The sequence below is a fragment of the Streptomyces sp. NPDC028308 genome, assembly GCF_055565855.1.
The window spans coordinates 269,791-293,566 of sequence record NZ_JBVHTO010000011.1 but is presented as its reverse complement, the minus strand read 5'-3'; the positions used below and the strand labels follow the sequence as shown (position 1 = coordinate 293,566).

General features: G+C 71.3%; 20 protein-coding genes. 10 read left to right on the top strand and 10 right to left on the bottom strand.

Going from position 1 to position 23,776, the window contains the following annotated elements:
• Positions 1-202: 202 nt before the first annotated feature.
• From ACZ4VA_RS26330 to ACZ4VA_RS26320, 3 genes are all read right to left on the bottom strand, one after another.
• Entirely contained in the window at positions 203-1,630 is a 1,428-nt protein-coding gene (locus ACZ4VA_RS26330) for an FG-GAP repeat protein (protein WP_356163771.1), read from the bottom strand.
• A gap of 647 nt (positions 1,631-2,277) precedes the next feature.
• Positions 2,278-3,729 (bottom strand): FG-GAP repeat protein, encoded by a 1,452-nt coding sequence (locus ACZ4VA_RS26325; protein ID WP_468082662.1) that lies wholly within the window; start codon positions 3,727-3,729, stop codon positions 2,278-2,280.
• Between the two features lie 180 nt (positions 3,730-3,909).
• A complete protein-coding gene (locus tag ACZ4VA_RS26320) occupies positions 3,910-6,192 on the bottom strand; it encodes a (Fe-S)-binding protein (protein ID WP_468082661.1) in 2,283 nt (760 codons plus the stop codon).
• Between the two features lie 434 nt (positions 6,193-6,626).
• On the opposite strand from ACZ4VA_RS26320, the gene dnaK reads away from it, so the two are divergent.
• Genes dnaK through ACZ4VA_RS26300 form a run of 4 tightly spaced genes read left to right on the top strand, consistent with a single transcriptional unit; the run spans position 6,627 to position 10,820 of the window.
• Positions 6,627-8,477, top strand: coding sequence for a molecular chaperone DnaK (gene dnaK, locus ACZ4VA_RS26315; protein ID WP_355785522.1), 1,851 nt, complete (start codon positions 6,627-6,629; stop codon positions 8,475-8,477).
• On the top strand, positions 8,474-9,145 hold the full coding sequence (gene grpE / locus ACZ4VA_RS26310) for a nucleotide exchange factor GrpE (RefSeq protein ID WP_355785525.1): 672 nt from the start codon (positions 8,474-8,476) through the stop codon (positions 9,143-9,145). The genes dnaK and grpE overlap by 4 nt, the downstream gene beginning before the upstream one ends.
• 30 nt (positions 9,146-9,175) lie before the next feature.
• On the top strand, positions 9,176-10,357 hold the full coding sequence (dnaJ, locus tag ACZ4VA_RS26305; RefSeq protein ID WP_355785528.1) for a molecular chaperone DnaJ: 1,182 nt from the start codon (positions 9,176-9,178) through the stop codon (positions 10,355-10,357).
• 7 nt (positions 10,358-10,364) lie between these two features.
• Complete coding sequence (locus tag ACZ4VA_RS26300; RefSeq protein ID WP_355785531.1) at positions 10,365-10,820, top strand: heat shock protein transcriptional repressor HspR; 456 nt, start codon at positions 10,365-10,367, stop codon at positions 10,818-10,820.
• Positions 10,821-10,907: 87 nt separating this feature from the next.
• Here ACZ4VA_RS26300 and ACZ4VA_RS26295 read toward each other — a convergent pair whose 3' ends face one another.
• Positions 10,908-11,420, bottom strand: coding sequence for a hypothetical protein (locus ACZ4VA_RS26295; RefSeq protein ID WP_468082658.1), 513 nt, complete (start codon positions 11,418-11,420; stop codon positions 10,908-10,910).
• Between the two features lie 337 nt (positions 11,421-11,757).
• Between ACZ4VA_RS26295 and ACZ4VA_RS26290 the strand changes: the two genes are divergently transcribed.
• Together ACZ4VA_RS26290 and ACZ4VA_RS26285 are read left to right on the top strand one after the other, a co-directional pair.
• Positions 11,758-12,864, top strand: coding sequence for a sugar ABC transporter substrate-binding protein (locus ACZ4VA_RS26290; protein ID WP_356163862.1), 1,107 nt, complete (start codon positions 11,758-11,760; stop codon positions 12,862-12,864).
• Between the two features lie 522 nt (positions 12,865-13,386).
• The gene (locus ACZ4VA_RS26285) at positions 13,387-14,430 is read left to right on the top strand and encodes a helix-turn-helix transcriptional regulator (protein ID WP_356163775.1); all 1,044 of its coding nucleotides are present in this window, start codon (positions 13,387-13,389) and stop codon (positions 14,428-14,430) included.
• 76 nt (positions 14,431-14,506) lie between these two features.
• Here ACZ4VA_RS26285 and ACZ4VA_RS26280 read toward each other — a convergent pair whose 3' ends face one another.
• Complete coding sequence (locus tag ACZ4VA_RS26280; protein WP_388904814.1) at positions 14,507-15,376, bottom strand: helix-turn-helix transcriptional regulator; 870 nt, start codon at positions 15,374-15,376, stop codon at positions 14,507-14,509.
• A gap of 361 nt (positions 15,377-15,737) precedes the next feature.
• On the opposite strand from ACZ4VA_RS26280, the gene ACZ4VA_RS26275 reads away from it, so the two are divergent.
• Together ACZ4VA_RS26275 and ACZ4VA_RS26270 are read left to right on the top strand one after the other, a co-directional pair.
• Positions 15,738-15,866 (top strand): hypothetical protein, encoded by a 129-nt coding sequence (locus tag ACZ4VA_RS26275; RefSeq protein ID WP_355794964.1) that lies wholly within the window; start codon positions 15,738-15,740, stop codon positions 15,864-15,866.
• Positions 15,863-16,198, top strand: coding sequence for a hypothetical protein (locus ACZ4VA_RS26270; RefSeq protein ID WP_121405144.1), 336 nt, complete (start codon positions 15,863-15,865; stop codon positions 16,196-16,198). The genes ACZ4VA_RS26275 and ACZ4VA_RS26270 overlap by 4 nt, the downstream gene beginning before the upstream one ends.
• A 165-nt stretch (positions 16,199-16,363) precedes the next feature.
• On the opposite strand, the gene ACZ4VA_RS26265 is transcribed toward ACZ4VA_RS26270, so the two are convergent.
• Positions 16,364-16,777 (bottom strand): pyridoxamine 5'-phosphate oxidase family protein, encoded by a 414-nt coding sequence (locus tag ACZ4VA_RS26265; protein ID WP_468082655.1) that lies wholly within the window; start codon positions 16,775-16,777, stop codon positions 16,364-16,366.
• A gap of 116 nt (positions 16,778-16,893) precedes the next feature.
• Between ACZ4VA_RS26265 and clpB the strand changes: the two genes are divergently transcribed.
• Both clpB and ACZ4VA_RS26255 read left to right on the top strand, forming a co-directional pair.
• Entirely contained in the window at positions 16,894-19,506 is a 2,613-nt protein-coding gene (clpB, locus tag ACZ4VA_RS26260; protein WP_355789322.1) for an ATP-dependent chaperone ClpB, read from the top strand.
• Between the two features lie 230 nt (positions 19,507-19,736).
• Positions 19,737-20,267, top strand: a complete 531-nt coding sequence (locus tag ACZ4VA_RS26255; RefSeq protein WP_355789325.1) for a YbjN domain-containing protein — start codon at positions 19,737-19,739, stop codon at positions 20,265-20,267.
• A 13-nt stretch (positions 20,268-20,280) separates the two neighbouring features.
• Here the strand turns inward: ACZ4VA_RS26255 and ACZ4VA_RS26250 are convergent, their stop codons facing one another.
• The 4 genes from ACZ4VA_RS26250 to ACZ4VA_RS26235 form a co-directional block, all read right to left on the bottom strand.
• A complete protein-coding gene (locus tag ACZ4VA_RS26250; protein ID WP_468082653.1) occupies positions 20,281-21,483 on the bottom strand; it encodes a hypothetical protein in 1,203 nt (400 codons plus the stop codon).
• Between the two features lie 317 nt (positions 21,484-21,800).
• The gene (locus tag ACZ4VA_RS26245) at positions 21,801-22,061 is read right to left on the bottom strand and encodes a Txe/YoeB family addiction module toxin (protein ID WP_356163778.1); all 261 of its coding nucleotides are present in this window, start codon (positions 22,059-22,061) and stop codon (positions 21,801-21,803) included.
• Between the two features lie 9 nt (positions 22,062-22,070).
• Positions 22,071-22,328, bottom strand: coding sequence for a type II toxin-antitoxin system Phd/YefM family antitoxin (locus ACZ4VA_RS26240; protein ID WP_355794378.1), 258 nt, complete (start codon positions 22,326-22,328; stop codon positions 22,071-22,073).
• Positions 22,329-22,472: 144 nt separating this feature from the next.
• Complete coding sequence (locus ACZ4VA_RS26235) at positions 22,473-23,666, bottom strand: pyridoxal phosphate-dependent aminotransferase (RefSeq protein WP_468082650.1); 1,194 nt, start codon at positions 23,664-23,666, stop codon at positions 22,473-22,475.
• Between the last annotated feature and the right edge of the window lie 110 nt (positions 23,667-23,776).

The following is a 23,776-nucleotide window of genomic DNA, read 5'->3' as shown; positions in this document are numbered from 1 at the left end:
GTCCACAGTCGATGGGGTGCTCGTCGCCCGCGTTTTCCTGGAGTTGTCCTGGGTGTAACGGGGCGGTCGGCGAACAGGAGACCCGCGGAGTGATCCAAGGGTTGTACGTGATTTCGAAGAACTTCTGTTCCCGGTGGGGCGCACGTGACTTGTGCGCCCCACGCGGTGCCGTCGGCCGGTCCCCGGCGGGACCGGCCCGCGGTCAGCGGCCGAGTTCCGTGCCGTACGCCTTCGCGCCGGTCAGGCCGAGGCCGCGCGGGGTGAGGGAGCGCGCGCCCACCGGGTACGCGTCGTCCGTCGTCGGGACGTACCAGACACCGCCGGTGGCGGAGTTCTCGCCGGGGGCGCCGGCGGCGAGGTCCGCGAGGCCGTCCAGGTCGTACCGGCCGGCGGCGACCGTCGCGCCGAACAGGTCGCCGGCCTCGGCTGTGCCGGGGACGCCCTGCGTGTTCTGCGTGTACGTGACGCCGCCGGAGACCGGGCCGGTACCCGTGCCGTTCAGCACGGTGACCGAGCCCGCGTTCTCCAGCGAGCCGACGTCCTCACCGGGCGCGCCCACGAGGAGCTCGGGCGCCCCGTCGCCGTCCAGGTCGCCCACCGCCACCGAGGAGCCCCACGCGTCGCCCGCCTCCGCAGTGCCGGGGACCCCGGCCGAGGACTGGGACAGGCAGACGTCGGAGCCGTCGCGCAGGCCGCCCGCGCTGAACCGGACGAGGACCGCGCCGCTCGACTCGTCCGGGCACGGTGAGGGCACGTCGGCCTCGGGGTTGTCGCGCCGGTGGCCGAGGACCAGGTCGTCCGCGCCGTCCGCGTTCAGGTCGGCGGCGGCCAGGGAGGCGGCGTGGTCGCCGGTGCGCCAGACCTCGGCGGGTTCGCCGCCCGCGAGGGACCAGACGGCCGTGCCGTACAGCTCCATGCCGGACCAGGTGACCGCGATGTCGTCGGTGCCGTCGCCGTCGAAGTCGCCGGTGGCCAGGTCGTCGGCACCGGCGAAGTCGTAGCCGTCGAGGAGCGTCGTCGTGGCGGGGGAGGTCAGCGGGCCGGGGCGGAAGAGGAGCGAGCCGCCCTCCTCGCCGCTGGTGCCGATCGCGAGGTCGGTGTCCCCGTCGTGGTCGTAGTCGCCGGCCGTGAACAGGGCGCCCAGCCGGTCGGCGTCCCCGGCGCCCTTGGCGGCCACCGTTCCGCCGCTGCGGAAGCCGGAGGAGGAGCCGAACACGACGGTGAGCGTGCCGTGTTCGTCGTACGCGCTGTCGCTGAGGGACTCGCCGGGGGCGCCGACGAGCAGGTCGGCGAAGCCGTCCGCATCGACGTCGGCCGCGGCGACCCGGGCGCCGAACAGGTCGGTGGCCTCGGCGGTGCCCGGTATCCCGGAGGTGGCCTGGCTGACCGTGGCCGAGCCGGCGGTGCCGGGGCCCTGGGGCCCGCCCCAGACGACGTTCACGTAACCGGCCTTGGCCTGGCCGGAGACGGTGGCGCCGGGGACGCCGACCGCGAGGTCGGCGTAGCCGTCGCCGTTGAAGTCGCCCTGGAGGCCGGTGGGAGCCGCGAGGGCGGCGGGGGACGAGAGGCCGGCGACGGCGAGGACGACGGCCGTGCACAGCACGGCGGCCGGGAGGGGTCTGCGGGTCACGGGGACTCCAGCTTCTGCGACGGGGGAGGGGTGTGGGACGGCGGTCCGGGGAGGCCGCCGGACGGGAGCCGGGGGCTCGGCCGCCGGGAGCGGTCGGCGGCGGGGGCCGCGGGGGTGTCCGGACCGGGGGTCAGCGCGGTCCGGGCGTGACGGTGCGGACGTGGTCGGCGGGGCCCGCGCGACGGGTGAGGGGCGGCGGCCGCCACGTCGTCGCGACGGCCTGCTTCGGTGCGCGCATGGGCCACTCCCGGGACAGGGGCATACGGGTGTCCCCGGTGTGACTCACGAGGTGGACGAAGGGTTGTGCCCGGATGGCCACGGGGTTAACTCCGCCTCCGTGCCGGGTGGTTGGGGGACCGGCCTGGAGGGGAGCCGTACGCGCGCGGTGGTGGTCCCGGACGGGAGCGGTACGCGCGGCGGTGGTCCTGGAAAAGGGCACGCACGGCCGTAGCGCCGCGAGGGGCGGCCCCCGTGCCGGACCCGCAGGGGCCCTCGGCCGGACCCGCAGGGGGACCCCGCCCGGCCGGGCCGCAGGGGGGCCTCGCCCGGCCGGGCCGCAGGGGGACCTCGCCCGGGCCCGCAGGGGGACCTCGCCCGGGCCCGCAGCGGGACCGCCCCTCCGGCCGGCCTCGGCGTTCCCGGGTCGGTCAGTTGGCGGGCCGCAGCCGCAGGCCCATGTCCTCGGGGGTGAACAGCCGCGCCCTCTCCGGGTCGAACCCGGCGTCGGAGCCGTGCAGTACGAGGAACGCGCCCGCGCGCTTCTCGTACAGCGGCCCGAAGACCACCGCGTCGGCGTGGCCGTCGTCGTCGACGTCCAGCAGGGGCGGCTGGTGCCCGAAGGCGTTCCAGTAGTGCGGGTTGGGCGTCCCGGGCAGCCCCTCGGTTCCGGCGTCCACCGACTGCTCCCCGGCGGTGGACGGCACCCCGTCCGCTCCGCCCGGCAGCAGTGTGACCTTGCCGTCGTGCCGCCGGAAGTCGGGGGTGTTCACCACGAGGTCGGGACGGCCGTCGGCGTCGACGTCGCCCACGGCCGGTCCCGAGCCGAAGTCGACGCGCCGCCGGTCACCGGTGCGGTCGCCGATCACGGTCTCGGGGCGCCCCGTGCCGAGGCCGGAGCGGGCGCCGTAGAGGATCGTCACCGCGCCGCCGGTGCCCGGCATGTCGGCGGGCGCGACGACGAGTTGGGTCGGCAGCAGCAGGTCGTCGGTGCCGTCGCCGTCCGCGTCGCCGACGCGCGGGGTGCGCGGGCCGTCGAAGGTGGACAGCGCGCGGCCGATGCGCTCCTCCAGGCGGGTGTCGCGGACGAGACCCCGCTCGCCGCCCTCGTAGACGCCGACGGTGTGCAGTCCTGCGGGGGCGGAGTCGTCCTGCTCGGCGGCGTAGGAGTAGGTGAGGACGGCCTCCGCCCGGCCGTCGCCGTCGAAGTCGCCGGTCGCGGCGGCCCGCGGCGTGCTGTAGCCCTGCTGGTTCACGTCGAGGGGCGCCGTGCGCCGGGGTGTGCCGGCGCGGTCGAAGGGCCCGTACCGCAGGCTCCCGCCGGTGCCGGGCTCCCTGGAGCCGATGTCCCCGGTGCCGCCCCGGCCGCCGTCCAGCAGGTCCACGGCCCCGTCGCCGTCGAAGTCGGCGGCGGCCAGCGGCCGGAAGCCCTCGGGCAGGTCGAGGACGCAGGCCGGACCGAGGCCGCGCGGGCCGCCGAACATCGCGAACGCCCGCGCGCCGGACAGCTCTTTGCCGCGGCTGCCCAGCAGGTCGGTGAAACCGTCCCCGTCGAGGTCGGCTCGCAGCGGCGCCGACATGAGTTCCTGCCCCTCGGCCACTCGGGCTCGGCTCGTCCAGGCCGGGTCGAGCCCCTTCCGCGAGCCGTAGACGACGATCAGGCTCGGGGTGAACTCCTTGTCCCCCGCGGACTTCGCCTGCAGTGCGGTGACGAAGTCGTCGTAGCCGTCGCCGTTGAAGTCGCCCGGGTCGGGATCCGCGGCGGGCTTCCCGGCCGGGGGCCGCCCGTGCGCGGGGCGGTCGGACGAGGGCTCGTCCGCGCCACAGCCGGTGGCGGCGGCGAACACCAGCACGCAGGCCAGCACGGTACGCAGACGTATCAAGGCGACTCCAGGCTCGTCCGGCGGTGGCCTTCGCGCCACGATCCGCCCATGATGGCCCCTGCCGGGCCCGGGGACGAGAACACCCCATGTCCCGGCTTCGCGCGGGGACATGGGGTGTTTCTCGTCAGGGAGCCGCGCCGGCGCGGGGCCGGCGAGGCCGCCGTTCCGGGGCGGCGGGCCTCACTTGGCGGGTTCGGGCTCCGGGGTGCTCTCGGCCTCGGCCGGGCCCGTGGGGTCGGCCGGGGTCTTGACGGAGTCCAGGAGCAGCTGGGCAACGTCCACGACCTGGACGGACTCCTTGGCCTTGCCGTCGTTCTTCTTGCCGTTGACCGAGTCGGTCAGCATGACGAGGCAGAACGGGCAGGCGGTGGAGACGATGTCCGGGTTGAGGGAGAGGGCCTCGTCGACCCGCTCGTTGTTGATGCGCTTGCCGATCCGCTCCTCCATCCACATCCGCGCGCCGCCGGCGCCGCAGCAGAAGCCGCGCTCCTTGTGGCGGTGCATCTCCTGCTGGCGCAGGCCCGGGACGGCGGACATGATCTCGCGCGGCGGCGTGTAGATCTTGTTGTGCCGGCCCAGGTAGCAGGGGTCGTGGTAGGTGATCAGACCGTCCACCGGGGTGACCGGCAGCAGCTTGCCCTCGTCGATGAGGTGCTGGAGCAGCTGGGTGTGGTGGATGACCTCGTAGTCGCCGCCGAGCTGCGGGTACTCGTTGCCGAGGGTGTTGAGGCAGTGCGGGCAGGTCGCGACGATCTTCTTCGCGGACTTCGGCTTCGCGGACTCGGGGACGACCTTGCCCTCGTCGTCCGTCTCCTCGCCGAACGCCATGTTCAGCGCCATGACGTTCTCCATGCCGAGCTCCTGGAACAGGGGCTCGTTGCCGAGACGGCGGGCGGAGTCACCGGTGCACTTCTCGTCGCCGCCCATGATCGCGAACTTGACGCCCGCCATGTGCAGCAGCTCCGCGAAGGCCTTGGTGGTCTTCTTGGCGCGGTCTTCCAAGGCGCCGGCGCAGCCGACCCAGTAGAGGTACTCGACCTCGGTGAGGTCCTCGATGTCGCGGCCGACGACCGGGATCTCGAAGTCGACCTCCTTCGTCCACTCCAGGCGCTGCTTCTTGGCGAGCCCCCAGGGGTTGCCCTTCTTCTCCAGGTTCTTGAGCATCGTGCCCGCCTCGGACGGGAACGCGCTCTCGATCATCACCTGGTAGCGGCGCATGTCGACGATGTGGTCGACGTGCTCGATGTCGACCGGGCACTGCTCGACGCAGGCGCCGCAGGTGGTGCACGACCACAGGACGTCCGGGTCGATGACGCCGTTCTCCTCCAGCGTGCCGATCAGCGGGCGCTCGGCCTCCGCGAGGGCGGCGGCGGGCACGCCCTTCAGGGCCTCGGCCGACGCCTTCTCGTTGCCCTCCATGTCTTTGCCGCCGCCGGCCAGCAGGTACGGCGCCTTGGCGTGCGCGTGGTCGCGCAGGGACATGATGAGGAGCTTGGGGGAGAGCGGCTTGCCGGTGTTCCAGGCGGGGCACTGCGACTGGCAGCGGCCGCACTCGGTGCAGGTCGAGAAGTCGAGGAGGCCCTTCCAGGAGAACTGCTCCACCTGGGAGACGCCGAAGACGTCGTCGTCGCCGGGGTCGGTGAAGTCGATCGCCTTGCCGCCGGACGTCATCGGCAGCAGTCCGCCGAGCGAGGTGCCGCCCTTGGCGTCGCGCTTGAACCAGATGTTGGGGAAGGCCAGGAAGCGGTGCCAGGCGATGCCCATGTCCGTCTTCAGCGAGACCGTGATCATCCAGATGAAGGACGTCGAGATCTTGATCATCGCGGTCAGGTAGACGAGGTTCTGCAGGGTGCCGACGCTCAGGCCGCTGAAGGCGCTGACCAGGGGGTACGAGGCGAAGTAGGCGGCCTCGTAGTGGTCCACGCCGGTGAGGGCGCCCTCCAGGCCGCGCAGCGTCATGATCGCGAGGCCGATGATGAGGATGACGGCCTCGACGAAGTACGCCTGGCCGAAGTTCGAGCCCGCGAAGCGGGACTTGCGGCCCGGCCGGGTGGGCAGCGACAGCTGGCGGATCACGATGAGCGTGAGGATGCCGAGCGTCGTCATCGTGCCGATGAACTCGACGAACAGCTCCCAGGGCAGCCAGTGCCCGAGGACGGGCAGCACCCAGTCGGCCTCGAAGAGCTGGCCGAAGGCGTTGACGAGCGTCAGCACGAGCGAGAAGAAGCCGACGGCGACGAACCAGTGGGCGACGCCCACCACGCCCCAGCGGTTCATCCGGGTGTGGCCGAGGAACTCCCTGACGACCGTGACGGTACGCGCTGCCCAGTCGTCGGTGCGGATGCCCGCGGGGACGTCCTGGCCGAGCCGCACGAAACGGTAGATCTGTGCGATGGCTCGGCCGAACAGCGCCGCGCCGACGACGGCGAGTACCAGCGACACAATGATCGCGGCGAGTTGCATTTGGGGGCTCCTCGGGCCTGCGCGGTGGTGCTTCGAAAGTGATTACTAAGCGGTAACTTATGCAGTCCGTCTGAGACTACCCATTTCTAGCGCCGCACTGTAGCCAGGCGGGCGGTGATCTGTGTCGCTGAGGCTTGCCTCAGGCGCCGCACCGCCCCGCGCCGCCGGGTCGCGGCCCGCCCGGTGGAACCGGATCCTGTCATTCACACCATATTGCGGTATTCGTTCCCTGCGTGGGTGTGTGCTGCGGGGGCACCCGGTGTCGGGTTGTCCCGGCACACGCGTCGGCGGGCCCATCGAAATCCCAGGTCAAAGCTTCATTGCGCGTAAGGAACGGATAAGAGTTGAGCCCACTCGACTCAGCTCTGTTGACCACGCGCCGGACGTGATGCACACTTGAGTCCGTTCCACTCAAGTCAGCTGGAGGAATTGTCATGGCACGTGCGGTCGGCATCGACCTGGGCACGACTAACTCCGTCGTCAGCGTTCTGGAGGGCGGCGAGCCCACCGTCATCACCAACGCCGAGGGCGCCAGGACCACGCCGTCCGTCGTCGCCTTCGCCAAGAACGGTGAGGTGCTCGTCGGCGAGGTCGCCAAGCGCCAGGCGGTCACGAACGTCGACAGGACGGTCCGTTCGGTCAAGCGCCACATGGGCACTGACTGGAAGATCAACCTGGACGGCAAGGACTTCAACCCGCAGCAGATGAGCGCCTTCATCCTGCAGAAGCTCAAGCGGGACGCCGAGGCCTACCTGGGCGAGAAGGTCACGGACGCGGTCATCACCGTCCCGGCCTACTTCAACGACTCCGAGCGCCAGGCCACGAAGGAGGCCGGCGAGATCGCCGGCCTGAACGTGCTGCGCATCGTGAACGAGCCGACGGCCGCCGCCCTGGCGTACGGGCTCGACAAGGACGACCAGACGATCCTCGTCTTCGACCTCGGCGGCGGCACCTTCGACGTGTCGCTGCTGGAGATCGGTGACGGCGTCGTCGAGGTGAAGGCCACCAACGGTGACAACCACCTCGGTGGTGACGACTGGGACCAGCGCGTCGTCGACTACCTGGTGAAGCAGTTCCAGAGCGGCCACGGCGTGGACCTCTCCAAGGACAAGATGGCTCTCCAGCGTCTGCGCGAGGCTGCCGAGAAGGCCAAGATCGAGCTGTCCTCGTCCACCGAGACCTCGATCAACCTGCCCTACATCACCGCCTCCGCCGAGGGCCCGCTGCACCTGGACGAGAAGCTCACCCGGGCTCAGTTCCAGCAGCTGACGGCCGACCTGCTGGAGCGCTGCAAGACGCCGTTCCACAACGTCATCAAGGACGCCGGCATCCAGCTGTCCGAGATCGACCACGTCGTGCTCGTCGGCGGCTCCACCCGTATGCCGGCCGTCGCGGAGCTCGTGCGCGAGCTGACCGGCGGCAAGGACGCCAACAAGGGCGTCAACCCGGACGAGGTCGTCGCCATCGGCGCCGCCCTGCAGGCCGGTGTGCTCAAGGGTGAGGTCAAGGACGTCCTGCTCCTCGACGTGACCCCGCTGTCCCTCGGTATCGAGACCAAGGGCGGCATCATGACCAAGCTCATCGAGCGCAACACCACGATCCCGACCAAGCGGTCCGAGATCTTCACGACGGCCGAGGACAACCAGCCGTCCGTGCAGATCCAGGTCTACCAGGGCGAGCGCGAGATCGCGGCGTACAACAAGAAGCTCGGGATGTTCGAGCTGACCGGTCTGCCGCCGGCGCCCCGCGGCGTCCCGCAGATCGAGGTCGCCTTCGACATCGACGCCAACGGCATCATGCACGTGACCGCGAAGGACCTGGGCACGGGCAAGGAGCAGAAGATGACCGTCACCGGCGGCTCCTCGCTGCCGAAGGACGAGGTCGACCGGATGCGCCAGGAGGCCGAGAAGTACGCGGAGGAGGACCACGCCCGCCGCGAGGCCGCCGAGACCCGCAACCAGGGCGAGCAGCTCGTCTACCAGACCGAGAAGTTCCTCAAGGACAACGAGGACAAGGTCCCGGGCGAGGTCAAGACCGAGGTCGAGGCCGGCATCGAGGAGCTGAAGGCCGCGCTCAAGGGCGAGGACACCGCCGAGATCCGCACGGCCACCGAGAAGGTCGCCGCCGTCTCCCAGAAGCTGGGCCAGGCGATGTACGCCGACGCCAACGCCGCGCAGGCGGCCGGTGGCGCCGAAGGTGCCGGCGCCGAGCAGCCCAAGGCCGCTGACGACGACGTCGTCGACGCCGAGATCGTCGACGAGGACCGCAAGGACGGTGCCGCGTGACGGAGGAGACCCCGGGTTTCGAAGAGAAGCCTGACGTCCCCTCCGGCGCCACCTCTGACGACGCCGAGCCGCAGGCCGCCACCCCCTCCTCGGAGGAGGAGGCGGCGGCGGCCCCGGACGGGGACGCAGCAGCACAGTTGGTCGGCCTGACGGCCCAGCTGGACCAGGCCCGCACCGCGCTCACCGAGCGCACCGGGGACCTCCAGCGGCTCCAGGCCGAGTTCCAGAACTACCGCCGCCGGGTCGAGCGCGACCGGATCGCGGTCAAGGAGATCGCCGTGGCGAACCTCCTGACCGAGCTCCTCCCCGTGCTCGACGACATCGGCCGCGCGCGGGAACACGGCGAGCTGGTCGGCGGCTTCAAGTCGGTGGCCGAGTCGCTGGAGACCGTCGCGGCGAAGATGGGCCTGCAGCAGTTCGGCAAGGAGGGCGAGCCCTTCGACCCGACGATCCACGAGGCCCTGATGCACAGTTACGCGCCGGACGTCACAGAGACGACGTGCGTGGCGATTCTGCAGCCTGGGTATCGCATCGGCGAGCGCACCATCCGCCCCGCGCGGGTGGCCGTCGCCGAGCCCCAGCCCGGCGCGCAGACCGTCAAGGCGGACTCCGCCGAGACCGCCGAGGCGGCGGACGACAAGGAGAGCGGTGGCCCGGACGAGGGCTGACGTACGCACGAGGGAGGAGGGACGTCGAGGATGAGCACCAAGGACTTCATCGAGAAGGACTACTACAAGGTCCTCGGCGTCCCCAAGGACGCCACCGAGGCCGAGATCAAGAAGGCGTACCGGAAGCTCGCCCGCGAGTTCCACCCGGACGCCAACAAGGGGAACGCGAAGGCGGAGGAGCGCTTCAAGGAGATCTCCGAGGCGAACGACGTCCTCGGTGACCCCAAGAAGCGCAAGGAGTACGACGAGGCCCGCGCCCTCTTCGGCAACGGCGGCTTCCGGCCCGGTCCCGGCGCCGGCGGCGGCTCCTTCAACTTCGACCTGGGCGACCTCTTCGGAGGCGGCGCCCAGGGCGGCACCGCGGCGGGCGGTTTCGGCGGAGGCATCGGCGATGTCTTCGGCGGGCTGTTCAACCGCGGCGGTGCGGGCACCGGCGCCCGCACCCAGCCGCGGCGGGGCCAGGACATCGAGTCCGAGGTCACGCTGAGCTTCACGGAGGCGGTGGACGGCGCGACGGTGCCGCTGCGCATGTCCTCCCAGTCGCCCTGCAAGGCCTGTTCGGGCACCGGCGACGCGAACGGCACACCGCGTGTGTGCCCGACGTGCGTCGGCACCGGCCAGGTGGCCCGCGGATCGGGTGGTGGTTTCTCGCTGACCGACCCGTGCCCCGACTGCAAGGGCCGCGGCCTGATCGCGGAGAACCCCTGCGAGGTCTGCCGGGGCAGCGGCCGGGCCAAGTCCTCGCGCACGATGCAGGTCCGCATCCCGGCCGGCGTCAGCAACGGCCAGCGGATCCGGCTGCGCGGCAAGGGCGCCCCGGGCGAGCGCGGCGGTCCCGCCGGCGACCTGTACGTCGTCGTGCACGTCGACGCCCACCCGGTCTTCGGCCGCAAGGGCGACAACCTCACCGTCACGGTGCCCGTCACCTACCCGGAGGCGGCGCTGGGGGGCGAGGTGCGTGTGCCCACGCTGGGCGGGCCGCCGGTCACCCTGAAGCTGCCGCCGGGCACGCCCAACGGGCGCACGATGCGCGCCCGGGGCAAGGGCGCGGTCCGCAAGGACGGCACCCGCGGCGATCTGCTGGTCACCGTCGAGGTCGCCGTCCCCAAGGACCTCTCGGGCAAGGCTCGCGACGCGCTGGAGGCGTATCGCGAGGCGACCGCGGAGGAGGATCCGCGGGCGGAGCTGTTCCAGGCCGCGAAGGGAGCATGAGGACGCCATGGACGGAATCGGCCGTCGACGCAATCCGTACGAACTGACCGAGGAGACGCCGGTCTACGTCATCTCGGTGGCGGCCCAGCTCTCCGGCCTGCACCCGCAGACCCTGCGGCAGTACGACCGCCTCGGCCTGGTCTCCCCGGACCGTACGGCCGGGCGGGGCCGGCGCTATTCGGCCCGCGACATCGAACTGCTGCGTACGGTGCAGCAGTTGTCGCAGGACGAGGGCATCAACCTCGCGGGCATCAAGCGGATCATCGAGCTGGAGAACCAGGTGGCCGCGCTCCAGTCCCGGGTCGCGGAGATGCAGTCGGCGCTCGACGGAGCCGCGGCCGCGATGCAGCAGCGCGAGGCCGCCGTCCACGCCTCATACCGCCGGGACCTGGTCCCGTACCAGGACGTCCAGCAGACGAGCGCGCTGGTGGTCTGGCGGCCGAAGCGGTCGTCCGAGCAGTAGCCGTCACGGCGTCGCTCACTTGTGCAGGGGCCCGGGAGGGAGACCTCCCGGGCCCCTGCACGTGCGTGGGGCGGCCGAGGGAGTGGTTCACGGTCGGTCCGTGCCGTCGTCCGGGAGGGCGCCGCAGACGGGGTCGGCGCAGCGCACCTCGTTCCGCTCGGGGAACGCCCGCAGGGACGCCGCGCCGCAGCGCGGGCAGCGGCCCGGCAGCCGAACCGACGGCTCGGGGTCGCCCAGCGCCCGGGCGCAGCGCGCCGCCATCCGCCGGGCCTCCTCCTCGACGTGCGCGGCGAGCAGCGGGTCGCGGGCGATGCGCTCCAGGAGCCCGGCGACGCGGCGCAGCCGCACGGGTACCGGGGCGGGCGCGACGGGCCGCAGTCCGAGCCGCTCGCGGACCGCCTCCTCCAGCTCGGTCACACCGTCGGTGATGTCGCGTACGGCGTCCGCGAGGTGCGGCCCCGCCGGGTGGGCGGGACCGCTGTCCGGGGCGCTCACGGGGCCGTCCCGGGCCCCGCGGGCCGGTTCCTCGACGAGATCGGGGAAGCGGCGGATGAGCGAGCCGATCCAGACCGCGCTCCCCGTCGCTCGTGCGCCCCTCACGACCGGCCTCCCTCCACCTGCCACTTGGAACAGGTGTTCGATAACAGAGGTGAGGCAACAGGCTTGCACGGGGAGGCGGTGTACGCAAGTGACTACCGTCCGTGACGGCCGGTTCGGTCCGTGCGGTCGCACGAACATTCCACGAGGTGGAGAGGGTGCAACGTTCCCGCACGTCCGGCGAGTTGGTACCTTCACAAGCCGAACACGGAAGTCCGTTGCCATCTCGTTAAGTGGTTACTCCTTGACGCTGCGGTGATCGACGCGTTGGCTTTCAGCCACCTGGTCGCAAAGCTGCGCCCTCGTCCGGAAGGCACATGAAGTGAACACCCGTTTCCGTATGCGTCGTACTGCCATAGCCTTGGGCGCATTTGCCATGGCCGTCCCGCTCGCCGCCTGCGGCGTGGTCGACGGCATCGGCGACGACGGCAGTTCCGCGAGCCCCAAGAAGGGCGACGACATCACGGTCGGCCTCCTCCTTCCGGAGAAGGAGAACTCCCGGTACGAGAAGTTCGACTACCCCATCATCGAGAAGAAGGTGGCCGAACTCACCAACGACAAGGGCCGCGTCGAGTACGCCAACGCCGAGCAGGACGCGGCGCGGCAGAGCGCGCAGCTCAACCAGATGGTGGCCGACAAGGTGGACGTCGTCCTGCTCGACGCGGTCGACGCCAAGGCCATCGCGGGCTCCGTGCGCAAGGCCAAGGAGGCGGGCATCCCCGTCATCGCGTACGACCGCCTGGCGCAGGGGCCGATCGACGCGTACATCTCCTTCGACAACGAACTCGTCGGCCAGGTGCAGGGCAGGGCTCTCGTGGAGGCGCTCGGTCCCGGCGCGGAGAGCCGCAAGATCGTCATGATGAACGGCTCGGTCACCGACCCGAACGCCGCGCAGTTCAAGGCCGGCGCCCTCTCCGAGCTGGAGGGCAAGGTGATCATCGCCAAGCGCTTCGACACCAAGGACTGGAAGCCGGAGAACGCCAAGGCCAACATGGAGCAGGCCATCACGGCCGTCGGCCTGGACAACATCGCCGGCGTCTACTCCGCCAACGACGGCATGGCGGGCGCGATCATCTCGGCCCTCAAGGAGACCGGCGCCACCAAGCTCCCGCCGGTCACCGGCCAGGACGCCGAACTGGACGCCGTGCAGCGCATCGTGTCGGGCGACCAGTTCATGAGCGTCTACAAGTCCTACGCGCAGGAGGCCAACGCCGCCGCGCAGATGGCGGTGGCGAAGGTCCAGGGCCGCTCGATCGAGTTCGACGCCCTCACCCGCGACAAGGTCGACAGCCCCACCAAGAAGAACATCCCCGCGCAGCTGGTCCCCGTGGTCGCGCTGACCAAGAAGAACATCGAGGAGACCGTCGTGCAGGAGGGCTTCTACACGGTGAAGCAGATCTGCACCTCGAAGTTCAAGGCGGACTGCTCGGCGATCGGCCTGAACTAGCTTTCCGCGGGCGCCCGCCGGGGTCGCCCGCCCGCCGACACCGCCCGCCCGCGGAACACCGCGCGCGGGCGGTCCCGCGTTCCGCCGCGGCCGACGTGTGCCGCCGCGTCACCCGGCGACCCGTGCCCGTGCCCGTGCCGGCGATCCGTGCCCGTGCCCCGGCCCGACGACCGCTCCGGCAGCAGCATTTCGGCCAGCCGCGGGCCACCTCCGTATCCCCTCCTGCCCCTTCCGGCGCACCCGCGAAATCCCCATACACAGGGACATAAACCTCTCTTCCGCCGTGCCGGTGACGGAACTTGTGGCCGCGGTTGCGTACGACCCCCGCACCGTCAGCTTGTTGCAAGCGGCCGTTGCGGAGGTGGGGACATGTCCCGGCTTGTCGGGGCGATCGGGGGCAGGCGCGGGAAAGAGGCGTGTTGCGATGGCGGACCGGGCCGCGCATAGTGTCGCTGCGGAAGACGCCGAGGCGTTGCATCGCGCAAGACGCTGGAGCCAGGAGTTTGGAGCCAGGGGTGGGAGATGGCGGGGCACGGGACGGACACGCATCCGCACGGTGCTGACCGGCTGTGCGAGGCCGGGGACCGCGTGTATTCCCGTGCCGTACGGCGTGGCCGCGTGCTGCGCTCGGACGCCGACGCGGTGCCCTGCCTGCTCGAACTGGCGCTGCTGCACCCGGATCCCGACGACATGGGCTGGCTCGTGCCGACCTCCCCGCAGGAGGTCATGACGCGGCTGCTGCGCGGCGTCTACGAGGAGGTCACCGCCAGCCAGTCGCGGGTGGGCGACGCGGTGGCCGCCTTCGAGTGGTACGCGGGGCTCGGCGGACGCGTCCGGGCGCCGGCCGAGGGCGCCGCGATCCGCGTGCTCGACGGACTGCCCCGGATCCGGGCCGCGATGGACGAGGCGACCGAGGCGTGCCGTACCGAGGTGCTGACGGTGCAGCCGGGCGGTATCCGCCGTGAGGACGAGCTGTCGGAGGGGCTGCACCGGGCGCTGGGGCTGCGCCGGCGCGGGGTGCGGATGCGCGACCTGTACACCCATGTGGCGCGGCACGGCCAGGGCCTGCACACGTACATGGAGCTGATGGGGGAGGCCGCCGAGGCCCGCACGCTCGACGAGGTCGTGGAGCGGCTGATCGTCTTCGACCGCAAGGTGGCGTTCATCCCCGCCAACGCGGACCGCACGATCGCCCTGGAGCTGCGCCACCCGGCGCTGGTGGACTACCTGGTCACGGTCTTCGAGCGGCTCTGGCGGCTGGGCATCCCGCTCGCCGCGCCGCTGCCCTCGACGGGCATCGAGGGGATCACGCACCGGGAGCGGTCGATCGCGGCGCTGCTCGCGGAGGGCCACCAGGACGCCGTGGTCGCCGAGCGTCTCGGCATCAGCGTGCGCACCTGCCGCGCGCACATCGCCCGGCTCTCCGAGACGCTCGGAGCCGCCAGTCGTACGCAGCTGGGCGTGCGGATCGCCCAGGCGGGCCTGGACGGGCCCCCCAGGGCCTCGGACGCCGCCGAACTGCTGCCGGTCAGCGTCCCGGGCCGGGACGCGCCCACGGCCCGCTGAGAGCGCCCGCGGGCGGACGGCGGTACGGCACCGGGGCGTCGCCGGCGCGTGTGGCCGGCGGGCCGGGTCCGCGCCGTCAGCGTTCGGGGTCGAGGATGCCGGACTGGGCTATCAGGAAGCCGAGTTGGGCGCGGCTGCCGCTGCCGAGCGCGGCGGCGAGCTTGGCGATGTGGGCGCGGCAGGTGCGGACGTTCATGCCCAGGCGCCGGGCGATCGCCTCGTCGACGTGGCCCTCCACGAGCAGTTTGGCGATGGAGCGCTGGACGCCGGTGATGCCGTCCGTGGGGGGCGCGTAGGGGGCCTCCTCGAGGAGCGGGACCGCCCGGGCCCAGAGCTGCTCGAAGACCTTCGCCAGGTACTCCACGAGGCCGGGGTGGCGCAGTTCGAGGGCCATCTGGCCGTCGCCGCGCGCCGGGATGAAGGCGACCGTGCGGTCGAAGATCATCAACCGCTCGATGAGCTCTTCGAGGGTCCGGATCTCGACGTTGCCCTTGGTCATGTGCTCCGCGTAGGCCAGCGTGCCCTGGCTGTGCCTTGCGGTGTGCTGGTAGAGCGTGCGCATGGTGATGCCGCGGGCGATGACCGCCCGCCCGCGCTCCAGGGCCTCGATGAGAGAGTGTTCGCTGCGTCCGCCGCCCGGCTGGACGGTGAGGATCTCGGAGTGGCACTCCGTCATCGCCAGCTCGATCGCCGAGTTGATCCGGTTGATGCCTTCCAGCACGGTGATGGCGTGCGTGGTCGGCGGATCCTGGGCGGTGATGGCCATGAATGGCTCGAAGGAGTCGGTCAACTCCACAGCCAGGCTTCTACGCTCCTGGATCTCCCGCTCTATCGGGTGCAGGCGCTGCGCGAGGGCGGCCGCCGGCGGCACCGGACGGAGCCACAGGGGGTCGTCCGGGTCGGGGTGCAGCAGCGCGAACTCCATCAGGCAGGGAGCGGGTTCCACCTCCTTGCGGGCGATGCGCCCGGAGCGCAGCGCGGAGGCGTAAAGACGCTTGCCTTCGTCGCACAGTTCAGTCTCGGCATGAGGATGTGTCCGATGTGAGTTCTTTGTAGGCAAAGCTCCACCCCCCAGGGTCCTGAACGTGCAGGAACATGATGCATCGACCCTGTGGTGTTTGCCTGACTGAATGAGCCATCGTCTTGGAGGACGGCGGGGGAGAGTATCCAAGGAAGTGAGGACGAAGCCGACTATGTGCAAGAGAATGGTTCGCTCGGTGCTCGCTGTCGCCTTCTCCGCTGGGATGGTCTTCAGTGCCGCGAGCGCCCTGGACCTTTCCTGGAGCAGTGAGCCTGCCGATGCACAGGTGTCCAGCACGACCGAAGCCGTGCCCGGCGACCTCTCCTGGAGCATCGCCCCGCCGGATCTCTCCTGGAGCAGCGTGCAGGGGGACCTCTCGTGGAGCATCGGTTCGCCCAAGGGCGTGGCCGCATGACCATCCCGCCCGACGACCGCTCCTTCCGCCGGGAGATGGCGACCGCCTACCGGTCCGGCTGGCACTTCATCGACCTGGTCACCGCCATCCCCCACAGTGGTGACTCGTTGATGGTGACGGTCTTCGGAGAGCCGGTCGTCGTCACCCGGGACGACGACGAGGACGTCCGGGCGTACCGGTGTCTGCGGCGGCCTCGGGGGGCGCCACAGCCGGTACGGTGCGCGATCCGGTACGGCATGATCTTCGTGAACCTGGACCAGCGTGACCATCAGCTGGTCGAGCCGGAAGCCCCGGACGTACGGACCATCTCAGCCACCCCCCGCAGTGCCTGACGCGATTCCCCCGTCGTTGTAGATCGCGCAGGTGCTTCCCCCCGCAGCGGCGTCACCGTGACCTGAACACGGTGACGCCGCTGTCGTTTCGGGCGAAAGATCCCGGTACGCCCCGGTCTCGGAGCGGCCGGGCGACTCTGGCGACTCCGCGTGCCCGGCCCGCGGTCAGCCGCGACCCATCGCCGAGGTCAGTCCGATCTCGATGACCACCCGGGCCGGATTCGGCGAGGGCACCCGGCCGTACCGCTCCGCGTAGCGCCGCTCCGCCTCGGCGACCTGCTCCGGCTCCCGGCGCACGACCGCGATCCCTTCGAGCGTCGCCCACCGCCGCCGGTCCACCTGGCACACCGCGACCCGGGCCCCGCCGGGCCCCGCCGCCAGGATGTTGGCCACCTTCGTGCTGGACCCGTTGGTGATCACCCGGGCCAGCCCCTCCTCCGGCGCGTACGTCACGCCGACGGGCACCACGTGCGGGGAACCGTCGGGGCGCGGGGTGGTCAGGGTGCACAGGTGGTGCTCGCGCCAGAAGCTGAGGTACGCGGCGTCGGGATCGCGCGGATCCACGGGGTATGCGGCCATGGCGGGAACTTAACCGTTTCTCGTCCCGCGGCACTCCTTGAGTGGAATAGACTCAACTTTGTGTACGTTGCTGGAGTCAGGCTGAGGACGACTGACGCAAGGAGGAGACAGCGACCGTGGACGCCGAGCTGACCAACAGGAGCCGGGACGCGATCAATGCGGCCAGCAGTCGGGCCGTGTCCGAGGGGCACCCGGACCTCACCCCCGCCCACCTGCTGCTCGCTCTGCTGGCGGGGCAGGACAACGAGAACATCACCGACCTGCTCGCCGCCGTCGAGGCCGACCAGGCGGCCGTGCGCACCGGTGCCGAGCAGGTGCTGGGCGCACTGCCCAGCGTGACCGGCTCCACCGTCGGGCCCCCGCAGCCCAGCCGCGACCTGCTCGCCGTCATCGCCGACGCCACCGAGCGGGCCAAGGAACTCGGTGACGAGTTCCTGTCCACCGAGCACCTGCTCATCGGCATCGCCGCGAAGGGCGGCCGCACCGCGGACGTACTGTCCTCACAGGGGGCCAGTGCGAAGAAGCTGCTGGACGCGTTCCAGAAGACCAGGGGAGGGCGCCGGGTGACGACCGCGGATCCCGAGGGCCAGTACAAGGCACTCGAAAAGTTCGGTACCGACTTCACCGCCGCAGCGCGGGAGGGCAAGCTCGACCCCGTCATCGGACGGGATCAGGAGATCCGCCGGGTCGTCCAAGTGCTGTCCCGGCGCACCAAGAACAACCCCGTCCTCATCGGCGAGCCCGGCGTGGGCAAGACCGCCGTCGTGGAGGGCCTCGCCCAGCGGATCGTCAAGGGCGACGTGCCCGAGTCCCTCAAGAACAAGCGGCTCGTCGCGCTCGACCTCGGCGCCATGGTCGCCGGCGCGAAGTACCGCGGCGAGTTCGAGGAGCGCCTCAAGACCGTCCTGGCCGAGATCAAGGACTCCGACGGCCAGATCATCACCTTCATCGACGAGCTGCACACCGTCGTGGGCGCGGGCGCCGGCGGCGACTCCGCCATGGACGCGGGCAACATGCTGAAGCCCATGCTGGCCCGCGGCGAGCTGCGGATGGTCGGCGCGACGACCCTCGACGAGTACCGCGAGCGGATCGAGAAGGACCCCGCCCTGGAGCGTCGCTTCCAGCAGGTCCTGGTCGCCGAGCCGACCGTCGAGGACACCATCGCGATCCTGCGCGGCCTCAAGGGCCGCTACGAGGCGCACCACAAGGTGCAGATCGCGGACAGCGCCCTGGTGGCCGCCGCGGCCCTGTCCGACCGCTACATCACCTCCCGCTTCCTGCCCGACAAGGCCATCGACCTCGTCGACGAGGCCGCGTCCCGGCTGCGCATGGAGATCGACTCCTCCCCGGTCGAGATCGACGAACTCCAGCGCTCCGTCGACCGGTTGAAGATGGAGGAGCTGGCGATCGGCAAGGAGACCGACGCCGCGAGCCGGGAGCGCTTGGAGAAGCTGCGCCGCGACCTCGCCGACCGCGAGGAGGAACTGCGCGGCCTCACCGCCCGCTGGGAGAAGGAGAAGCAGTCCCTCAACCGCGTAGGTGAGCTGAAGGAGAAGCTCGACGAACTGCGCGGCCAGGCCGAACGGGCCCAGCGCGACGGCGACTTCGACACCGCCTCCAAGCTGCTCTACGGCGAGATCCCGACCCTGGAGCGGGACCTGGAGGCCGCCTCCGAGGAAGAGGAGGAGGCCGCCGGAACCGACACCATGGTCAAGGAGGAGGTCGGCGCGGACGACATCGCCGACGTCGTCGGCGCCTGGACCGGCATCCCCGCGGGCCGCCTCCTGGAGGGCGAGACGCAGAAACTCCTGCGCATGGAGGACGAGCTGGGCCGCCGCCTCATCGGGCAGACCGAGGCCGTCCGCTCGGTGTCCGACGCCGTGCGGCGCACCCGCGCCGGGATCGCCGACCCCGACCGGCCCACCGGCTCCTTCCTCTTCCTCGGCCCGACCGGCGTCGGCAAGACCGAACTCGCCAAGGCGCTCGCCGACTTCCTCTTCGACGACGAGCGGGCCATGGTCCGCATCGACATGAGCGAGTACGGCGAGAAGCACAGCGTCGCCCGCCTCGTCGGCGCCCCGCCCGGCTACGTCGGGTACGAGGAGGGCGGCCAGCTGACGGAGGCCGTGCGCCGGCGCCCGTACAGCGTGGTCCTGCTCGACGAGGTCGAGAAGGCGCACCCCGAGGTCTTCGACGTGCTGCTCCAGGTGCTGGACGACGGCCGGCTGACGGACGGTCAGGGGCGCACCGTCGACTTCCGCAACACCATCCTGGTGCTCACCTCGAACCTGGGCAGCCAGTTCCTGGTCGACCCGCTCAGCACCGAGGAGGAGAAGAAGGAGCAGGTCCTGGAGGTCGTACGGGCCTCCTTCAAGCCGGAGTTCCTGAACCGGCTCGACGACCTGGTCGTCTTCTCGGCGCTAACCAAGGCGGAGCTGGAGCGCATCGCCCGGCTCCAGATCGACCGGCTCGCCCGGCGTCTGGCCGACCGCAGGCTCGCCCTGGAGGTCACCGACGCGGCCCTGGCCTGGCTCGCCGACGAGGGCAACGACCCGGCCTACGGTGCCCGGCCGCTGCGCCGCCTCATCCAGACGGCGATCGGCGACCGGCTCGCCAAGGAGATCCTCGCGGGCGAGGTCAAGGACGGCGACACGGTCCGCGTCGACGCCTTCGGCGACGGCCTCATCGTGGGCCCGGCGACTGACCGCCCGGCCGGCAAGACCTTGTAGTCCCCGGCGGCCGTCGGGGTACCCGGCGGGGGAGCCCCGCAGCGGGGGTTCCCTCCCGGGACCTCGTGCGCACGCCGTAGCCGCCCGGCCACGGCGAGGCGCGCCCGGCCCGCCCGTCGGCGGAGATCGGCCAGATCGTGTCAGCCCCCGGCGGACAGGCCCGCCAGGGGTTGCCACTCCCCGCCCCGCATGGGGGAGGATGGCGTAATCCGTACGAAGGGAAATACACGGTGAGCATCGACCCGTCCTCGATTCCGAACTTCGGGGGCCAGCCCGAGCCGCAGCCCGGCGGACCGGCGGGCCCCGTCGTCCCGGATCAGGACCTCGTGAAGCAGCTCCTCGACCAGATGGAGCTCAAGCACCTCGTCGACGAAGAGGGAGACCTCGTCGCGCCGTGGGAGCAGTTCCGTACGTACTTCATGTTCCGCGGTGAGGGTGACCAGCAGGTCTTCTCGGTCCGGACGTTCTACGACCGGCCGCACCAGATCGACGAGAAGCCCGCGCTGCTGGAGTCCATCGACGACTGGAACCGTCGCACCCTGTGGCCGAAGGTCTACAGCCACACGCACGACGACGGCACCGTCCGGCTCATCGGCGAGGCGCAGATGCTGATCGGCACCGGCGTCAGCCTGGAGCACTTCGTCTCGTCGACGGTCAGCTGGGTGCGGGCCGCCATCGAGTTCGACAAGTGGCTCGTCGAGCAGCTCGGCCTGGAGCAGGAAGTCAACGAGGCGGACAAGCCCGGGGACGACGAGGAGTAGTCCCGGCCCGCACTCACAGGGGCGTATGGGCGACCACCACCAGATACGCCCCGTAGGCGAAGGAGAGCCCGGCGAGGGCACCGGCCACCAGTGCCGCGTGCCACGGCCGGGCTCTTGCCGTCCGCACCAGCGCGCCCGCCAGCGGCAGCAGCAGCGGGAACGCGGGCAGCAGGAAGCGCGGCTTGCACTCGAAGAAGCCCGAGCCGCCCAGCGCGATCAGCAGCAGTACGCCGCTGTGCACGAGCAGCGGCAGCGGGGTGCGGTCCAGGGCGAGCAGCGCGAACAGCAGCACGGCCGCCGCGACGATCACCATGGTCATCGGGAAGACGAAGCGGTCGCCGTGCAGCAGCAGGTGCTTCACGAAGCCCAGGGAGCCGCGGCCGAAGTCGAAACGGGACCCCCACAGGCGCTGCACCGCGAAATAGCCGCCGAGCGGGTCACCCTCGCGCAGGCCCACCCACAGGACGTAGCCGCCCCAGCCCAGCGGTGCGAGCGCCGCGCCCGTCCACAGCCTGTGGGTAACTTTCCGGCCGCGCGCCCTCCACAACTCGTGCGCCGCCGCCGCGAGGACCGCCGCGGCCACGGCGACCCCGTTGGGCCGGGCCAGCCCCGCCAGCGCCGCGAGCGTCCCCGCCCACAGCCAGCGCCCGGTCAGCACCGCGTACAGCGACCAGGCGGCGAAGGCCGTCAGCACCGGTTCCGTGTACGCCATCGACAGCACCACCGAGTGCGGCAGCAGCCCCCAGAGCAGCACGAGCACGGTGGCGACGGCGCGACCGCGCAGCCGCGCCCCGACGAGGTAGATCCCGTACGCGGCGGCCGCGGCGGCGGCCCAGGCGACCAGCAGGGCCGCGGCGCCCCCGCTCAGCGGGGTCAGGGCGGTCACGCAGCGGATCAGCGCCGGGTACAGCGGGAAGAACGCCAGGTCGCTGCGGACGACCTCCGGTCCGGCCTGCAGGGTGCGGCCGTACCCGTGCGCCGCGATGCCCAGGTACCAGGCCGAGTCCCACGAACGGCCGAGCAGGGCCAGCGGATGTCTTCCCTGCGCCCAGGCGGCCACGGCGACCACGAGGAGGCCCGTGAGGCGGGCGGCGGCGAACAGTCCGAGCGCGGTGGCCGCCGTGGTGGGCGGCCGACGGCGAGCGGGAACCGGACGGCCACGGTCCCCGGCGCCGGACTGCCTGGCGGGGGCGGGAATGGTACTCGCGTGGGTCACACCCGCACTGTGCGTCCCTTACGGGGCATTTGCGAGCATTACAGCGCCGTGCGGGTACGGATCGCGCCGGTCCGGCGCGCCACCCGCGACACGGGCCGCCACGGTGCTAGAAACGCGCCTTCCGCCACCGTCAGGCGCTGCGGAACGCGGCCTGCACCGCTTGACGGCGTCCTGGAGCACCTCGGCGCGCTTGCAGAACGCGAAGCGGACGAAGGGGGCGCCCTCCTCGGTTGTCCTGCACGATCCGAGGGCGCTGTCACCGGGCCGGCGGCGCGGGCCGGTTGCGAGAAGGTGCTGTGCCCGACCCTCGAGTCCCGTCAGCTTTCGTAGTGGTAGCGGCACTGTGCGATCAGGACGCCGTCCCCGGTGGCCTTGTAGATCAGTCGGTGCTCGTCGTTGATGCGGCGCGACCAGTAGCCCTGAAATCCGTGCTTGAGGGGTTCCGGTTTGCCGATGCCTTCATTGCCGTTCCGGGTGATGTCCGTGATGAGCGTGTTGATGCGCTTGAGGGTCTTCCGGTCCTGAAGCTGCCACCACAGATAGTCCTCCCAGGCACGGGAGGAGAAGGTGATCTTCAACTCGCGGCCTTACTCGTCGGTCGCCAGCCCGCGCACGACGCCACCGCCGTTTTCCAGCTCGTCGATGGACGCGAGCAGGCGCCGGGCGTTGGCCGGACTGCGCAGCAGGTACGCCGTCTCCTTCAGGGACTCGTAGTCCTCAAGGGAGACGATGACGACCGGCTCATGTCCGGCCCGGGTGATGACGACCTCTTCGCGGTCGTCTGTGACGGAGTTGAGCACCTCGGCGTACCGTGCGCGCGACTCGGAATACGTCATGGTCTTCACAGTCGGCCCTCCCTTCAACGTACAGAAAATTGTACGTCCGTCCCTGTCGGTGCGGCAAGCGCCGAAAGGACGGCCTCCGGCGCGAAGGGCGGGCGAGGCGTGGCAGGCGCGGGGGACGCGTCGACCGGCCGCGCAAGGCGCCGATCAGCCCGCGAACGCCTTGCGGAGCCGTTCCGCGGCGTCTGTCAGCACCTCGGTGCGCTTGCAGAACGCGAAGCGGACGAAGGGGGCGCCCTCCTCGCGGTGGTCGTAGAAGACCGCGTTCGGGATGGCGACGACGCCGGCGCGTTCCGGCAGGGCGCGGCAGAAGGCGAAGCCGTCCGACTCGCCGAGCGGGCGGATGTCGGTGGTGACGAAGTACGTGCCCGCGGGCCTGAAGACCCCGAAGCCCGCCTCCTCCAGCCCAGCGGCCAGCAGGTCCCGCTTGGCCAGCATGTCCGCGCGGAAGGCGTCGAAGTACGCGTCCGGCAGGGCGAGCGCCTCGGCGACGGCGTACTGGAACGGCCCCGAGGCCACGTACGTCAGGTACTGCTTGGCCGAGCGCACCGCCGTGACCAGGCCGGGCGCCGCCGTGATCCAGCCGACCTTCCAGCCGGTGAACGAGAACGTCTTGCCCGCGCTGCTGATGCTGACCGTCCGCTCGCGCATCCCCGGGAACGACGCCAGCGGCAGATGCTCGGCCCCGTCGAAGACGAGGTGCTCGTACACCTCGTCCGTGACCACGAGCAGGTCCCGCTCCACGGCCAGCCGCGCGATCTCCGTGAGCTCCTCGCGGCTGAGCACCGTGCCGGTCGGATTGTGCGGTGTGTTGATCAGCAGCAGCCGGGTGCTGTCGGTGACCGCGTCCCGCAGTTCGTCGAGGTCGAGCCGGAACGCCCCCTCGTGCGGGCGCAGCGTCACCGGCACCCGGGTGCCGCCCGCCATCGCGATGCAGGCGGCGTAAGAGTCGTAGTACGGCTCGAACGCGACCACCTCGTCGCCCGGCTCCAGCAGCGCCAGCAGGGTCGCGGCGATCGCCTCGGTCGCGCCGGCGGTGACCAGCACCTCGGTGTCCGGGTCGTACGTCAGCCCGTAGCGGCGCCGCTGGTGCTCGGTGACCGCCGTCCGCAGCTCGGGCACGCCGGGGCCCGGCGGGTACTGGTTCCCGTGCCCCTCGCGCAGCGCCCGCACGGCGGCCTCCCGGATCTCGCGCGGGCCGTCGGTGTCGGGGAAACCCTGGCCGAGGTTGATCGCGCCGGTGCTCAGGGCGAGGGCCGACATCTCCGCGAAGATCGTCGTACCGAACTCGGCGAGCCGGCGGTTCAGAAGAGGGCGTGCGCTGGAGGTCATGCCGGCCATCCTGCGCCGAAGCTCTGGAGTTCCTCAACTCTGCTTTGGCGGGCGTGGCGTGAGGGCATCCCCCTGCCACGCAGGAAGCAGCACCGGGAAGTACCACCGGAGAACGCCCC

Coding starts and splice junctions, on each gene's coding strand:
- ACZ4VA_RS26320 (WP_468082661.1), bottom strand. CDS start 6,192: ATGCAACTCGCCGCGATCATTGTGTCGCTGGTACTCGCCGTCGTCGGC.
- dnaK (WP_355785522.1), top strand. CDS start 6,627: ATGGCACGTGCGGTCGGCATCGACCTGGGCACGACTAACTCCGTCGTC.
- dnaJ (WP_355785528.1), top strand. CDS start 9,176: ATGAGCACCAAGGACTTCATCGAGAAGGACTACTACAAGGTCCTCGGC.
- ACZ4VA_RS26300 (WP_355785531.1), top strand. CDS start 10,365: ATGGACGGAATCGGCCGTCGACGCAATCCGTACGAACTGACCGAGGAG.
- ACZ4VA_RS26290 (WP_356163862.1), top strand. CDS start 11,758: ATGCGTCGTACTGCCATAGCCTTGGGCGCATTTGCCATGGCCGTCCCG.
- ACZ4VA_RS26285 (WP_356163775.1), top strand. CDS start 13,387: ATGGCGGGGCACGGGACGGACACGCATCCGCACGGTGCTGACCGGCTG.
- ACZ4VA_RS26270 (WP_121405144.1), top strand. CDS start 15,863: ATGACCATCCCGCCCGACGACCGCTCCTTCCGCCGGGAGATGGCGACC.
- ACZ4VA_RS26265 (WP_468082655.1), bottom strand. CDS start 16,777: ATGGCCGCATACCCCGTGGATCCGCGCGATCCCGACGCCGCGTACCTC.
- ACZ4VA_RS26235 (WP_468082650.1), bottom strand. CDS start 23,666: ATGGCCGGCATGACCTCCAGCGCACGCCCTCTTCTGAACCGCCGGCTC.